Raw genomic sequence first — 14955 nt, forward strand, 5'->3', positions numbered from 1 at the left:
GATTAGACTTTAAATCTAATCATTGCTTTTTCTATCTTATCTTGATTTACACCTAAATATCATTCTTTCACTTGAGTGCTACATCAGTTTTTATCAAATTCTTTTATAAAAATTACATAATGCTTCACTAATGGATTCCTTTTTTCTCTTATCAATATTCATATGTTACAATAGTACCAGTTGTATCAGTAGTACCATTAAAACCACTAAAACAATTTGAACAACTACCACAGCCACCACAACCTCCGCAGCCGCCACAACCAAAACAGCCGAAGCAACCAATACAACGGAATCCACCACAACGAAATCCACCACAGCGACCTGCACATCCTCCACAACGACCACCACAACCTCCACAACGACGAACAGCATCTTCAATATAGTAATATGGATATTGGTTTTGTTGGTCCCAATACACGATATTTCCAGGCTGGTAATCATTAAGGCTTAATGCTTGTAGTTCTTGTTGAAACTTATTCATTTTCATGACCTCCGTTTATAAACTTCAACCTTTTCAATGCTTTCCTATCTTTCTGTTCGTTAAATCTAAGTAGAAATAGCGCTATAAAGTGAAACTTTAATCAGTGGGGGGGTTCATCCCCCACTGATTATTAGTTGAACCAATCGGACGTTTACGGACAGTTGATCTCCCACCTAACTTCTTTGCTCCAACTGAATTTTGAGGTGGGAGTTTTACTGTCCGTTAACGCGGGATAAACTAAGTTCAATACGTACACCTACAAAATATGACCTATTACTATATGATGCACCTTGTTCATATACTTATTTTTATATTATTTTTTCCATGGGCTCATTTTTATAAATTGAAAAAAGACGCACTTAGATTGATGCGTCTTTTTTCGATACTTCTTTTGTGGAATTATATACATAAGTTTTATTCATACCCGTGAATAGCAATACCTCTACTCATTATCCAATTACATCTTTTATTTCTGAATTCACTGGCCACTTTTCTAAAGTATAGGCCATTTCCCAAAATGAATATTCATATTGACTGCTAATAATAAAATGCTGTTTCATTCGATTTCGGTCTGCCTCTGTTACTTTTTCAGCTATTGCATCTAATCGTGTAATTTGCTCTTCAACTAATGTACGGAACCAATCAGATCCATAAGCAGAAATCCATTCGTTATAAATTGGCTCTTCTGGCTGACACTCTTTTAAACGTTCACCAATTTCATAATACAACCAATAGCAAGGTAAAATTGCTGCAATGATATCACCTAAATGTCCTTCATACGCAGCACGATACATATGTGACGTGTACGCATATGCAGTTGGAGCAGGGATAAAATTATCTTTTTCTTCTTGTGTAATCCCTAGTTTCTTCGCAAAATTCTCATGTAAAGATAATTCTGCTTCATATGTATTTTGAGCATGGTGTGCCATACGAGCTGTCGTTTCTAATTCTAGAGCCTTTGCAGCTCCTAAAGTTTGTACTCTAGCGAAATGACTTAAATAATATGAATCTTGAAGCACGTAATAGCGAAAACTAGCTAAATCTAACGTTCCCTCGCCAAGTTTTTTTACAAAAGGATGATGAAAACTAGCTTCCCAAATTGAATCTACTTCTTTACGTAATGATTGTGAAAAAGTCATTTAAATCCCTCCAAGTAATTTATTTATAATACGTATTTATCCACAGTTATTAACGCTTTAAAATAAAAAAACTTTCTTTACAAACGTAAAGAAAGTGAAATTGACAGTATTTATTGATGAAATAGTAATGTCTTTCCCACTTCCCTACGCTGGCATTAACCAGATCAGGTACTAAGAGTCTCAAATTCTCATTTGATCTCAGCCTATATTAGGCCCCCCTAGTGGATAAATATTAAATTTTCGTATTGTATTCATCATAACATACTTCATGTTACTGTCAAAAGTATTCATGATACTGCTACTTAAAATCCTTCTTCTTTTCTTACTCTCAATGACGTTTCAATAATCATATCTAATAGTTTACTATAATGTATACCAGCTGCATCTGCACTTTTCGGTAGTAAACTTGCTTGTGTCATCCCTGGTAATGTATTAACCTCCATTACATATGGAATACCGTCCTTCACCATCATATCTACCCTTGCATAAACGCTGCACTTTAATGCTTTATAACAAGCCAGTGACGCTTTGTTTACACGTTCCTTCAATTCAGCTGAAAGTTCGATAACTTCTTCAATTGTACTAACATCATCATATTTTGCATTGTAATCAAAGAACTCAGCTGCATGTCGGATTGAAATAATAGGTAACTGTTTTCCATCAAAAATTGAACATGTAATCTCATCACCTTTTATATACTTCTCTATTACTACTTCAGAATCCCATTCAAACACAGTTTCCAGCATTGAAATTAATTCATCTTTATCATTTACAATCTTTACCCCAACACTTGATCCACCAGAGTTTGGTTTTACCACTAACGGAAATCCTAACTTATCTAATTCATCAAGATTTAGATCCGCCATTTTTGTAAGTTCAATCCAATCTGGTGTTTCTACACCTTCATAACGTAAAATCTTTTTCGAAATATTTTTATCCATACATATACCGCTAGATAACATATTGCTTCCGCTATAAGGAATACCTAAACTTTCAAGTGTTCCTTGAACTGTCCCATCTTCTCCGTATTTTCCGTGTAATGCGAGCAGCGCGAAATCAATGTCCTTCGCTTTTTCGATTAAATCCATTTTTTCATCTAACGTAATTGGAACTATTTCATACTTACTTTTATCTAAATGTGCAATCATTTCATTTCCAGTCATAATAGATACTTGTTTTTCAGAAGATACTCCACCCATAATAACGCCAATTCTCATTTCCTCAACTCCAAATTTCATTTTTTATTGTATCACCAATTATTTCGATTCCCCGAACTATATCTTCTTCTTTCAGACGTGAAAATCCTAATCGAAAAGTGTTCGATCCTCCTCCATCAGAATAAAAAACATCTCCTGGAGAAAATGTAACCCCTTGCTCATAACACTTTTGCAAAAGCATACGGGCATGCATTTTTTCTTCTAACTCTATAAATAAATGGAGGCCACCATCACCGGTCATTCTTTGAAACGGAATGTACTTGTTACATGCACCAACAGCTAACTCATATTTTTTCTTATAAACTGATCTTGCCTTTTTTAAATATTTTTCAAAATATCCTTCATGTAAATATTGAAATAGAACAGCTTGATCTAACGTAGATGTGTGAATCGTCCTTGCTCTTTTTACACTTTCTAAATGATGAATTAGTTCTTTATCTGCAATAATCCATCCTACACGTAAACCAGGGAAAAGTACCTTCGAAAAGCTACTAATATAAATCACATTATTACCAGCGCCAGCAAAAGTTAATAATGGTGCTAAATGCGAACCTGAATAACGTAGTTCTTCATTAAATCCATCTTCTATAATAGGAATTTTATATTTTGAAAATAAGCTCATCAATTCCGTTCTTTTCTCTGAACTCGTAACAATACCGGTCGGATTGTGATAAGAAGGAATTAAATATGCAAAATCAAAATCCTTTTCACGCAAACTTTTTTCTACTTCGTTCGTATCGATGCCATCTTCATTCATAGTTATTCCATGCACTTCAAGTCCATGTAAACGGAAAAGCTTCAATGCAGCATGATGAGTCGGATTCTCACAAATAACCCGCCCCGACTTTTTGGATAACGAGGAAAGTACAATATCCAATCCTTCAGTAAATCCATTTGTAATTAAAATATCTTTGTTCGAAATATCTACACCTTTCATTTCCATATAATGAAGTAGATAATTCATTAACGGTCTATAACCTTTTGCGTATCCGTAATTTAATACGACATCCCCTTCAATGGACATGCGAGTAAGAAAAGCTCTTTTGAAATTTTCCACATCAAATAGCTTTTCGTCCGGAGCAATGCTATTAAAAACAATCATTCCTTTTTCCCAGCGGACACCATGTTTCATTAAATCTAATTCATCCGCTAATAAGGTAACTGTATTAAGTTTATTTTTCCAATCTATTTCAACAGACGAAGTGTTTGAAATATCAACCTTCGCAACAAAATTCCCTTTTCCTTTAACTGCATAAATGAGTCCTTCTTGCTCTAAATCGGCATAAGCAGCGAGTACGGTATTTCTGCTAACACTCAGTAATTCGCTTAGTTCCCTTGTTGAAGGGATTTTTTGACCCCCGAGTAAATGCCCTTTCATAATCATCTTTTTCAAATAATCTTTCAATTGAATATAAACAGGACGATCTTTGACAACTTTAAAATCTTTAAACAATTCCTTACCCCCTGCAATTATTTTTGCATATTTATTTCATTCTCAAAAGGTCCACTACATATGTATTTTTTATAAAGGGCGGTACGGTCTTATAAAGTAAAGGCTAATAATTAATGGATGATTTTACTCCTCGTTAATAAGGTGCAAATCTTTTCGGTATAAGTTAATAATATCTTTTAAAGCTGCTGCTGCGGCTCCGCGTGGATTTGATGCACCACCAATTGTAGTAACTTGCCCCATCGTATCTGTAAAGAACGTAATTCCTTTTTCTGTCCCATTTACATTTGCTAGCGGATGATCCTTATCTATTTCGTACGGTTCTACTTTAAAAGCTACTTTACCATCCTGATCCTTATATGCTGAAGCTATTAATTTAATATATTTATTATGTTCCTTAGCCTTTCGAATTTGTTGTTGTGTAACATGTTCGATTCCTTTTATATGTATATCTGCAAGCGTATTTTCTGTTCCCATTAAACTGTTTGTCAATAGTAACAATTTACATGCACTATCAGAACCACTTACATCTAATATTGGGTTCGTTTCAGCAATTCCTTTACGTTGCGCATCTTTCAGCGCTTCTTCAAACGTAATATCTTCCTCATTCATTTTCGAAAGAATATAATTTGTAGTCCCGTTTAATATTCCTTCTATTTTTTCAATATGGCAACCAGCTAAACTAAATTGACCAATATCAAATGTCGGTAATGCGGCCGCGGTTGCACCACTATATCGAATTCGTACATTTGCATTTTTTGCTGCATCATTTATTTCTCTCCAGTTTGTAACGAGTGCGCCTTTTGAAATTGCTACAATATCCATATGTTTCTCAATCGCTTGTTTTATATATTGTTTTCCTGGATTTCCATCTTTAAGGTTTGTAACTGTTGATTCCACGAGTACTGTACCACTTATGTTATCTGTTGCTCGTTCCTTCGGATTATACTCAATATATTCTTTAATTGCAGAGCTACCGCCACCATACTTTAATAAGTGATGAATAGATAATCCATCCTCATTATGTATTGCAACATTTCTACCTAAAACGCCACTTAAAACTAACTCTATACCATATGTTTCATATATATATGAATATTTTTCATTTAGTAATTTTATAAACTCTCTTCCTACTGTTCCATATCCTGATAATACAACTTTAACTTTCATACTATCCCCCCATATTTTTCTACCATATCCCTCTTTCAATATAATATAAAGCGCCCTCGAATTCCATGGAGAGCGCTTTATTATTACCTATCTCGGTAAACTTGATAGCTTTTCTGCAATTGTTCTATAAAACTCTTGAATATTAGAAAAACCTAACGTGTCTGAAACACTAAGTCCTACCATATCGAGATGGTCCCAATTTGCTTTCGTTTCAATATGATTCCATTTTCCCATCTGTAAAGTCTCATTATTATTTACCGCAGTATTAGAAGAAGGCGCGATCATAGAATTTGTATTTACTACACCATCATTTTGCCACCAAGAAGTATCAATTAATGGACGGTTTACTTCATATCTTGCATAGGAACCTAAGAAAAATGCATTACCCATTAACACTTTATTCATCGTTATATGAGGTAGATGTAAGCCTGTTATAGGTGCTGCTTGTGAGGCATGTCCACTATAGGATAAGTAATACACATCTGATTGCGTCTTTACCCAATTATTAAGCTCCTTTGCACCATCTGTACTTAAATCCCATTGACTTATATCTTTTGTATCTTTCCAAAGTGAACTATTTACAATACGATCAGTGTATTGGAAAAAAGACTCTCCAGTATTCTTCTTTATACCCCATTGATCCAATTTAAAATCATATAACGATAAATTATTATTCCCTCCAAAACTTGCAGCTGTAATGAGTAAATCTTTAACGAACGGTAGTAGAAGACTACCATCCGCAAGTGTAGTGCCATTGTGAGGAGTTGCTAATGTTGTCACACTATGAACATATGATTTCTTACCCTCAAATAGTGGTGATATATTCGTGTTCGGATGATTTTTCACATAATTTTTTTCTTCAAAACTACCTTCTTTTAATAGATGTACTAATGTTCTAATCGTTTGTCCACCCATGCTATGTCCAACTAAATGAACTTTATTTGTTTCACTCCAATTCGATGCAAAACCACTATAAGTTCTGCCAAAACGATTATGTCCATGTTTCTCAGCATGTGCGGCACCGTAGTCTACTGTACCACCATTAATTTGCGCATATAATTCACATGCGCGATCCCAGTTACTAGAAACAGGTCCAACAGCAGCAGTATGTACTGTATAGCCACTTCTTTTTAAATCTTCCTGTATATCATGAACACCACCCCAATATTTAACCCCTAACATTTCCTCTCTACCCCACCCAGCAAATCCATTCACTAGTATGATAGGATAATTATTTTGTTGCTTCTCTTCAGCGTATGTTGTTTTTACTGTGAACGAAAAAACAATCATTAGTGCGAAAAAACATATTTTTAAAATTAACTTCCCCATTCTTTCTCCCTCCTTAATAAAACGTTTACATATTTCTATTAAAAAAGAGTTCTTAACTTAAACATAATGTAAAGTATTTTATATACATTGTATATACAGAAAACATACACAAATGTTGATAAATATTAAATCAAGTAAGCATTTACTTTTTAGAATACAACTTGTAAATCTTATTATTTGAATTTATAATTAGATTTAGTTTCCTCAGGTTAAATAGCTTTAAAAATCATAAGAAAACTAATTCCATTACTTAAGGAGGAGGAAAAGGCATGCAAATCGGATTAAATATTCATACATTATCTCAACCTACTAAAATAACTCCATCTAACCTTGAACATAATACTATCTCTTCTACTAAACTTGAAGATAAAAAATCAAATGATCCCATCAAATTTGATATCCGTTCATCTGAAAAAGAGATGAAACAACCTGAGCATAAATTTAATGAATTAGATTTATGGAAGATGTTAAAAGATAAAGGTATTCCTTTATGGATTATACTTGAAATGCTACAAAAGGCCCGTAAAGAAAAGGAAGCTCAAGATAGTTCGGTTCAATATTCAAATGGTATTGAAGAAACGAACGAGACACGATTAAATGAAGTAATGTAAGTTGTTTAAATGGTATTAAAAAGAGTTCAAGGTTGATAAAGTTTCTATCAACCTCGAACTCTTTTTTAAGATTTTTCTCCAATCGTTATAAACTGGAATGACACCTCCCCTTTATAATCTTTAATTAACTTTTCTACTTTTACTGTTTCATTTATTAATGTATTATCTGTCGACATTTTAGGTTTTTCATCACCTAAAGACTTTTTCAAGTGGAGCAGGTGCATTTTCGTCTCTTTTGCATTTATTTCTTTATACACGCTATCTTTTGCTACAATTACATACCATTGCGTTTGATATTTACGAGTGTTACCTATCCAAGCATCACTTCCGTATTTAACAGCAATCGCCTTGCCTTCTAATTCAATACTTTTCATAGTCTTTTTTTCTTCTTGTGCAAATAATAGTGAGCCCTCTTTTGGGAAACTCGGTAACGTATCTATATGTCTAGAAGTGGATCCATTATCTCTTTTACGAAAAACCTTTGTTTTAATCAACGCTTGCGCTGTAGATTCATTTAAAATTAATACTTGTCCATTTCCAGATGTACCTGTTTTCACAGAAAACACTTCATTTTCTTTCGTAATTTCCTGATAACGATTCATAATTGATAAAGTATTATTTTCATCTCCAATAATTAATACACCGTTAGCTGGAAATCTGTTTTCATTTTTAGAGCATGCACTTAAAGTTATTAACATTAATATACTTAAAATGAAAATAGATAATATTTTCTTCATCACAGTTCCTTTCATAACTCAAATTGTTTTTACAAGCTTTTATGCAGTCTTACTTGCTGATATTCTCTACTGTTCCATAGTTTTATATAGCTTTTGTAAATAACGCCAACGAGTTATATAGAAATATAAAACTTGTATACAAATAAACGAAATTAAAATTACAATAGAACTATTTAAAATAGAGAAATCGACTAATTGTTGCAATGCCATATATGCAACCACTGTGTGAATTACTGCAATGATTATCGGTAAAAAGAACATTAATAATAACTGTCTCGTTACCACTTTTTTCAACTCTCGTTTACTTAATCCCATTTTCGAAATCATTTTATATTGTTGTTGATCGCGATCCAAATCAGTATATAACCGGAAGTAAATAAAACTAGCGGCGAATGTGAAAAAGACGATTCCAACTAAAACGCTTGCCATCAGTAATAATCCATTTGTTTGTTTTGCCTCTAACAAATTTAAAGTCAAAGCTTGAAAATAGAAATTACCTTCTCTTGCATCTTCATCGAATATACTATTTAATTGATTTGAAATGTCTTTCGTCTTTATCCAGTCATCTACAACAAATCCGTAAGTACGATTTTGAATAACTACATCATCTTGATTGGTATTAAAAGGAATACCATCATATACACGATCTTGAACTGCGATAAAAATACCGCTAGTATCATGTGGCAAAACTAAATTTTCTACAGCTTTTTTCACACGAAATATTTTTGTCCAATCTCCTTCAATGACTTCAATATTCTTTATATAATCACCATTTTTAAATTCTTGTTTTTGTGATACCATTCCAGGGATTAGTAATATTTCATCTTCTTTTTCAATTGTTTCTTGTTGATATCCTAGTGCTCTCGCAAGGTCGTTATATTCACTTAACTTCATTACATATACATTATTTTCTGTATATTTATAAGAAGATGAAGCCGTCCGATATGGAATATTCGCATCAGCAAGATGTTTTTTTATAATAGAGAGATGTTTATCCACCATTTTGTCTTTTTCAGGACCTACATAAAGAAACGTATACGGATTTGTCATCCTTACCAATTCTTTATTCCCAATAGCAGCTGTAGTGCCAATTGCTGTAAAAGCAACCGCTGAAATAATAGACACTATAAAAAACATCGTTGCATTATCTTTCATACGGTAAATTAATTCTGAAAACGTTAATATATTTGTTCTCTTTAAAAAGAAAGATTCACTCCTTTTCGCAAGATACAATATATAAACGCTACATTGTGTATATAAAAAGTACGTTCCTATAATTACAAAAAGTACACCCATTCCGAGCATAATAAAACTATGATTTTGAATAAAGCGAAATACTGAAATATATCCATACCCTATACTAATTAAAGAAAGTAACGATAATATTATTGAAGCTTTCGGTTCAGGCTTTGGCTTTTCTCCAGCTTGAATAAGTTCCACAAGTTCGGTTACTTTAACCGTTTTAAATGTAACTAACGAAACGATTAAAAATAAGACTAGAAACGTGAAAACTGTTAATAATACAGCCTGCACTGGTATATAAAAAGGTAAGCCATTACTAATCATTAATACACTGGCACTGATTAGTAAAACTAGTTTAGAAAATATGAGGCCGATGAGTATCCCAATACAAATTGAGCCAAGTCCAATTAACATATTTTCAATTAACAATAGCTTCTTAAGCTGTCTCATCGACATACCGTGCATCATTAAAATGCCAAATTCTTTCTTACGTGTTTTTAAAAACGAGCTCACTGAATATAAAATAAAGAAAAATGAAAATACAAAAATCAAACCTTGGGATACTTGAAATCCAAATGTACCAAATGTACTTATTGTTTTACTTGTCGATTTTAACTCCCCCTGTAAATCAGGATGGAATAATAAAAGTGCATACGTAAAGAAAATCATAATCGAAAATGCACTACTTAAAAAATGGGCAGCATATGTACGCTTATTTCGAAAAATATTATTAAATGCGAACTGACGAAAAGTCATGCCTTTTCCCTCCTAACAAAGAAAGGACATCCATAATCTTTTGATAAAAAGTTTGCCGACTTTCACCACGATAAATTTCGTTATATAGTTGACCATCTTTAATGAAAATTACTCGGCTACAAAAACTAGCTGCATACGGATCATGTGTAACTAACATCATCGTTGCCTTTTCTTCCTTATTAAGCGTATCCAGCATCTCCATTACATCATTTGAAGATTTAGAGTCTAAATTTCCGGTCGGCTCATCGGCAAGTAATAATTGCGGCTTATGAACAATTGCACGAGCAATTGCTGTTCTTTGAGCTTGTCCCCCTGAAATTTCAAACGTTCTTTTATTCAATATATCTGTAATATTTAATTTCGCTGCAATTTCTTCTACTCTTTTGTTCATTTCTCGCACAGAAACACCATCTAAAGTCATTGGCAATACGATATTTTCCTTTACTGTAAGTGTGCTAAGTAGATTAAATGATTGGAATACAAATCCTAATTGTTTTCTACGGAATAAAGCTAAATCTTCAGAGGATAACTGAAAAGGATTTGTCCCATTTATTATTATTTCTCCTGATGTGGGAGAGTCGATAGTAGATACCATATTTAATAACGTTGTTTTCCCGCTACCTGATGGCCCCATAATCCCTATAAATTCACCTTCTTGAATTGATAAATCAATATCTACTAATGCTTTAAAAGGTATTTTCCCTTTATATACTTTACTAATATTTTTCGCATGTAATATTTCCATTTCTATTCTCCCTTCATTTGCACTTCTTACAATAGAGTGTAAATGAATTGTCTTATAACTCATATTGATTCATCTTTCATTTATCTTACACGCTTGTAAGATTTCTAAAAAAACTGATAATAAAACTGTTTCCAAACTAAAATAAATGCATAACTATCTTATAATAATTATATAGTGGCAGGAAATACAATAGTATATCAAAACTTTATTATATAAATGCGAAAAGCTTAGAGTTATAGCTCTAAGCTTTTTTTGCACTGTATGATCATTCCCTTTAAAGAGCACTATTTTTTATCCATTCGGATTTACTCAATACATAATGATTATAAATTTGATTTTCTATCGTCTGTTGACCCAAATAAATAAATCCACATTTTTCAATAACTTTATTTGAGGGTACGTTGTTAATTAAAGCAATTGCGTTTAGAACTTCAACATTTGTATTTTCAAACAAATAATCGATCAAACCTTTTGTCGCTTTCGTTGCATAACCATTATTATGATATTCACTTGAAACAGCATACATAATTTCTCTGTTCGGTGAAGGTAGCTCATCTTTCATACCAGTGCAGCACCATCCAATAAATTCATTTGTGGTTTTCTTAAATATTCCTAGTCTTAATATATGATCATCTATGTTAGTCGTAGTTCTCACCGCATGAAGAAACGCTTTGTTTTCTGGTATTTCATCATTTGTAACCCAATTAACTCGTTGTTCTTTCGTTGATTTCCAGTCTGGTAAAAACTTTTCAATTTCCGGTTGATTTGATATTTTATAAATACTCTCTGCATCTTTAACCGTAAACTCCTGTAGGTATATATCACCACAATCTATTCTAAATAACTTAGTCAAACTCTCTTCTCCCATCTTTTTCCCCCTTCCTTACGTTAAAGTTCCTTAATCTGCTTCGTAAGTTCCATAAACCGTTCATCTAGTTCTTTATATTCTTTATCTTTAGAAGTTAAAAAGCTTAATTTCCCTAATACTTCTTGTCTTTCTGTTTCTAACGTTAAACGTAGCTCTTCAATTTCATCTCTAGTTTTCGTAGGTTCTTTGAGCTGTTTTTGTATCGTATTGTTTAAAAACAAGAGCTTCGCGTTAGTTGTTTTCTCTAGAAAATATCGATCGTGAGAAACGATAATGAGTGTTCCGTTATACTCAGCTAATGTATTTTCAAGCTGTTCACGTGAAGGTAGATCAAGGTGATTCGTCGGTTCGTCTAAAATAAGTACATCTTTTTCATCTAAAATATAAGCCATGAGCTTACATTTCACTCTTTCCCCCATACTCATATACTCAATTGGCTCTTTCCATTGAGAAGCTTGGAACCCTAAATGTCTCATTAAATTTTGGACTTTTCCTCTCTCCTCAAATGTCTCTTTATAAAATAAATCTTCTGGTGTTTTATCAAGCGGTAAATCAAATACTTCTTGTGTTAAATATCCAATGTTTGCTGATGGTGAAATCCATACTTCTCCTTCAGCAGTTTCTGTTCCCATAATCATCTTTAGTAACGTTGTTTTCCCACTACCGTTTGGTCCAATAATTGCAACCTTTTCACCGTGCTGAATTGTAAAATTAACGTTTTCAAATAATATCCGATTATTAAATTCTTTCCGCAATTGTTTTACTTCTAAGAAACGTTTTCCTACTTTTTTACTCGCTTGAATAGAAAATTCAACTGAATACTCTTCTTTCACACGTTCTACTTTCGTTTTCTCCAGCTCTTTTTCAAGACGTTTTCGTTTCGATTTAACTTGCGCGTCCATTCGCTTCGCCTTTACACGATAAAATTCTTTCACTCCTTCTTGTTTTGTAGACTGCGCATGTGCCTTTTGTGACCATGAACTTAATTCTTTTATATGAGTTTCTACTTGTTCTATCTTCTTTTGTTGTTTTTCATATTCACGCTGCTGCGTCATTCTTTTATGCTCACGTGCTTTCATATAGCTCGTATAATTCCCGCTATGGTCAATTAATTTCTTATCCTCAATTGACCATATTCTAGTTGCGACAACATCTAAAAAGTATCGGTCATGCGATACGACGATAACTGTACCTTTCATATTTTTGATTTGTTTTATGAGAAATTCCGTACTCATCTCATCTAGATGATTTGTCGGTTCGTCTAATATTAATACATTAGGGTTTTCAGCAAATCCTTTTGCTAATCGAACTTTTAGCTTTTCACCACCACTTAAAGTTAGAAAATCGTTCGTGGGCACGCCCCATTTTGCAAGAAGTTCCGCTTCTTTTGCAATTATATCCTTACTAACAAATGATTCTATTTCTTGTTCAACATATGCTGTTGTCATATTCATTTGCATCCATTCAACAGTACCTTTTGATGGTTCAATCTTCCCATTTATTAATTGAAGTAACGTTGATTTACCAGCCCCGTTTTTACCAATTAATCCAATAACATCCCCTTGTCTTACTGTCACATTCATTTTCTCTAACAACATATTTTCCTTAATTTCAACATAAACATCATTTAATTTTAATAGTTCTTTCATAATACCGATCCCTTTCATTAAGGGAGAATAAAAAAATCCTCCCAAATAAATTTGGCAGGATTAGTCGTTAAAATATTTATACCCAAATAAGATATTGCGTAACATAAATAGCAATACCGTTGTATGGAAATTGGGCAGACTAATCCTATTTTTTAGAAATTGAAATTTATTGAATTTCAACATTTAAAAATAAGATTAGTTAATCATCGTCCACCCATCATTCCTTTCCGTCGTTAGTAACCATATTGTACCATGATAGTACTGTATGAGTAAATGCAAATATATGTGCTATTATAAAGATTGCTTTCTTCTAGGTCTATTTATCATTTCTTAACTTCAAATTGAACAAGCATACTTTACATTTATTGTACTACCGATTTCCCTAATAATAACTTTCTAAGCACTCCCTCTTATATAATTTTTATATAACTGTATGATCAATTGTATATTATACATACTACATTTCAGTTCTTATAATAAAGTTATCATTTTTAAGGAGGGATTCTACAATGGAATTTAGCAAACTCGGAAACAGTGGGTTAACAGTAAGTAAGATTGCATACGGGAACTGGATAAACCATGGCGGAAAAGTAAATGAAGATACTGCAAATGAATGTGTGAAAGCCGCATTAGATGTTGGAATTACAACGTTTGATACTGCAGATGTTTATTCGGACACTATTGCTGAGGAGATACTTGGTCGCTCTTTGAAAGGAATACGCCGAGAAAGTATAGAACTTTGTACAAAAGTATGCCATCCGACCGGACCTGGAAAAAATGATCGTGGATTATCACGAAAACATATAATAGAAAATTGTAATGCATCGTTACAACGGCTACATACAGACTACATTGATGTCTATTATGCACATCGATTCGATACAACAACTCCTCTTGAAGAAACGATGTTAGCTTTCTCAGATCTTGTAAGACAAGGTAAAGTCCTTTATTTAGGTGTAAGTGAATGGACATCGGAGCAAATTACACGCGGTGCAGCACTGGCCCGAGAATTGAAAATTCCTCTTATTGCTAGCCAGCCCCAATATTCGATGTTATGGCGAGTGATCGAAACAGATATAATACCTACATGTCAACGTGAAGGACTTGGTCAAGTTGTATGGTCTCCCCTCGCACAAGGTATTCTCACTGGAAAATATCAACCAGGTAAACCGATCCCTGCCCAATCACGTGCTAATTCAGATGCAGGAAAACCGTTTTTTAACAAACTCGTACAACGCTGGATGAATGATAACGTACTTACTGCAATACAAAAACTTAATCCTATTGCACAAGAAAATCATCTCACCCTACCTCAACTCGCAGTTGCTTGGGTACTACAAAATCCAGCTGTTTCCTCTGCAATTATTGGTGCTTCCAATCCGCAGCAAATAAGAGAAAATGTAATTGCTTCTAATGTTACATTGTCACCTGAAATTATGGGCCAAATTGATAGTGCGCTAAAAGGTTTCATTGAATATGATCCAAGTAAAACAGGTTAAATCATCAGTGACTTCACAATAAATATAGTACCTTTCCATATTCACTACTGCCCATCCAATCA

Annotated in this window: 13 protein-coding genes and 1 riboswitch; of the genes, 2 read left to right on the forward strand and 11 right to left on the reverse strand. The window is 33.3% G+C overall.

The genetic code is table 11. The annotated features are described in order from the left end of the window. Nucleotides 1-151: 151 nt before the first annotated feature. The 6 genes from AABL52_RS14345 to AABL52_RS14370 form a co-directional block, all read right to left on the reverse strand. The gene (locus AABL52_RS14345) at nucleotides 152-481 is read right to left on the reverse strand and encodes a heterocycloanthracin/sonorensin family bacteriocin (RefSeq protein ID WP_098201564.1); all 330 of its coding nucleotides are present in this window, start codon (nucleotides 479-481) and stop codon (nucleotides 152-154) included. Between the two features lie 449 nt (nucleotides 482-930). After that, nucleotides 931-1620, reverse strand: coding sequence for a thiaminase II (tenA, locus tag AABL52_RS14350; protein WP_000144497.1), 690 nt, complete (start codon nucleotides 1618-1620; stop codon nucleotides 931-933). 124 nt (nucleotides 1621-1744) lie between these two features. Beyond that, a riboswitch (TPP riboswitch) is annotated at nucleotides 1745-1850 on the reverse strand. 72 nt (nucleotides 1851-1922) lie between these two features. After that, nucleotides 1923-2837 (reverse strand): D-alanine--D-alanine ligase, encoded by a 915-nt coding sequence (gene ddlB, locus AABL52_RS14355; protein WP_341517745.1) that lies wholly within the window; start codon nucleotides 2835-2837, stop codon nucleotides 1923-1925. A gap of 4 nt (nucleotides 2838-2841) precedes the next feature. Next, nucleotides 2842-4290: a PLP-dependent aminotransferase family protein gene (locus AABL52_RS14360; protein ID WP_341517746.1), complete on the reverse strand. Its 1449-nt coding sequence runs from the start codon at nucleotides 4288-4290 to the stop codon at nucleotides 2842-2844. Between the two features lie 123 nt (nucleotides 4291-4413). Then, nucleotides 4414-5457 carry a homoserine dehydrogenase gene (locus tag AABL52_RS14365; RefSeq protein ID WP_341517747.1) on the reverse strand — a complete coding sequence of 348 codons (1044 nt, stop codon included), beginning with the start codon at nucleotides 5455-5457 and terminating at the stop codon, nucleotides 4414-4416. Nucleotides 5458-5544: 87 nt separating this feature from the next. After that, on the reverse strand, nucleotides 5545-6786 hold the full coding sequence (locus AABL52_RS14370; RefSeq protein WP_341517748.1) for an esterase/lipase family protein: 1242 nt from the start codon (nucleotides 6784-6786) through the stop codon (nucleotides 5545-5547). A 269-nt stretch (nucleotides 6787-7055) separates the two neighbouring features. Between AABL52_RS14370 and AABL52_RS14375 the strand changes: the two genes are divergently transcribed. Beyond that, entirely contained in the window at nucleotides 7056-7397 is a 342-nt protein-coding gene (locus AABL52_RS14375) for a DUF3914 domain-containing protein (protein WP_242250537.1), read from the forward strand. Nucleotides 7398-7462: 65 nt separating this feature from the next. Here the strand turns inward: AABL52_RS14375 and AABL52_RS14380 are convergent, their stop codons facing one another. The 5 genes from AABL52_RS14380 to abc-f all read right to left on the reverse strand — a co-directional run bounded on the left by AABL52_RS14380 (nucleotide 7463) and on the right by abc-f (nucleotide 13394). Beyond that, nucleotides 7463-8134 carry a lipoprotein BA_5634 family protein gene (locus AABL52_RS14380; protein ID WP_341517749.1) on the reverse strand — a complete coding sequence of 224 codons (672 nt, stop codon included), beginning with the start codon at nucleotides 8132-8134 and terminating at the stop codon, nucleotides 7463-7465. Nucleotides 8135-8200: 66 nt separating this feature from the next. Next, nucleotides 8201-10132 (reverse strand): ABC transporter permease, encoded by a 1932-nt coding sequence (locus AABL52_RS14385; protein ID WP_341517750.1) that lies wholly within the window; start codon nucleotides 10130-10132, stop codon nucleotides 8201-8203. Then, nucleotides 10107-10877: an ABC transporter ATP-binding protein gene (locus tag AABL52_RS14390; protein WP_341519723.1), complete on the reverse strand. Its 771-nt coding sequence runs from the start codon at nucleotides 10875-10877 to the stop codon at nucleotides 10107-10109. The genes AABL52_RS14385 and AABL52_RS14390 overlap by 26 nt, the downstream gene beginning before the upstream one ends. Before the next feature lie 274 nt (nucleotides 10878-11151). After that, nucleotides 11152-11745, reverse strand: coding sequence for a GNAT family N-acetyltransferase (locus AABL52_RS14395; RefSeq protein ID WP_341517751.1), 594 nt, complete (start codon nucleotides 11743-11745; stop codon nucleotides 11152-11154). A 20-nt stretch (nucleotides 11746-11765) separates the two neighbouring features. Beyond that, nucleotides 11766-13394 (reverse strand): ribosomal protection-like ABC-F family protein, encoded by a 1629-nt coding sequence (gene abc-f, locus AABL52_RS14400; protein WP_340420036.1) that lies wholly within the window; start codon nucleotides 13392-13394, stop codon nucleotides 11766-11768. A gap of 509 nt (nucleotides 13395-13903) precedes the next feature. Between abc-f and AABL52_RS14405 the strand changes: the two genes are divergently transcribed. Further along, complete coding sequence (locus AABL52_RS14405) at nucleotides 13904-14893, forward strand: aldo/keto reductase family protein (protein WP_341517752.1); 990 nt, start codon at nucleotides 13904-13906, stop codon at nucleotides 14891-14893. The last annotated feature ends 62 nt before the right edge of the window (nucleotides 14894-14955 follow it).

The sequence above is a fragment of the Bacillus paramobilis genome (genome assembly GCF_038096195.1).
GTDB lineage: Bacteria > Bacillota > Bacilli > Bacillales > Bacillaceae_G > Bacillus_A > Bacillus_A mobilis.

Excerpts from the sequence above, each read along its gene's own strand:
- AABL52_RS14395 (WP_341517751.1), bottom strand. The coding sequence starts at position 11,745 with ATGGGAGAAGAGAGTTTGACTAAGTTATTTAGAATAGATTGTGGTGAT.
- AABL52_RS14375 (WP_242250537.1), top strand. The coding sequence starts at position 7,056 with ATGCAAATCGGATTAAATATTCATACATTATCTCAACCTACTAAAATA.
- AABL52_RS14405 (WP_341517752.1), top strand. The coding sequence starts at position 13,904 with ATGGAATTTAGCAAACTCGGAAACAGTGGGTTAACAGTAAGTAAGATT.
- tenA (WP_000144497.1), bottom strand. The coding sequence starts at position 1,620 with ATGACTTTTTCACAATCATTACGTAAAGAAGTAGATTCAATTTGGGAA.
- ddlB (WP_341517745.1), bottom strand. The coding sequence starts at position 2,837 with ATGAGAATTGGCGTTATTATGGGTGGAGTATCTTCTGAAAAACAAGTA.
- abc-f (WP_340420036.1), bottom strand. The coding sequence starts at position 13,394 with ATGAAAGAACTATTAAAATTAAATGATGTTTATGTTGAAATTAAGGAA.
- AABL52_RS14380 (WP_341517749.1), bottom strand. The coding sequence starts at position 8,134 with ATGAAGAAAATATTATCTATTTTCATTTTAAGTATATTAATGTTAATA.
- AABL52_RS14345 (WP_098201564.1), bottom strand. The coding sequence starts at position 481 with ATGAATAAGTTTCAACAAGAACTACAAGCATTAAGCCTTAATGATTAC.
- AABL52_RS14385 (WP_341517750.1), bottom strand. The coding sequence starts at position 10,132 with ATGACTTTTCGTCAGTTCGCATTTAATAATATTTTTCGAAATAAGCGT.
- AABL52_RS14370 (WP_341517748.1), bottom strand. The coding sequence starts at position 6,786 with ATGGGGAAGTTAATTTTAAAAATATGTTTTTTCGCACTAATGATTGTT.
- AABL52_RS14390 (WP_341519723.1), bottom strand. The coding sequence starts at position 10,877 with ATGGAAATATTACATGCGAAAAATATTAGTAAAGTATATAAAGGGAAA.
- AABL52_RS14365 (WP_341517747.1), bottom strand. The coding sequence starts at position 5,457 with ATGAAAGTTAAAGTTGTATTATCAGGATATGGAACAGTAGGAAGAGAG.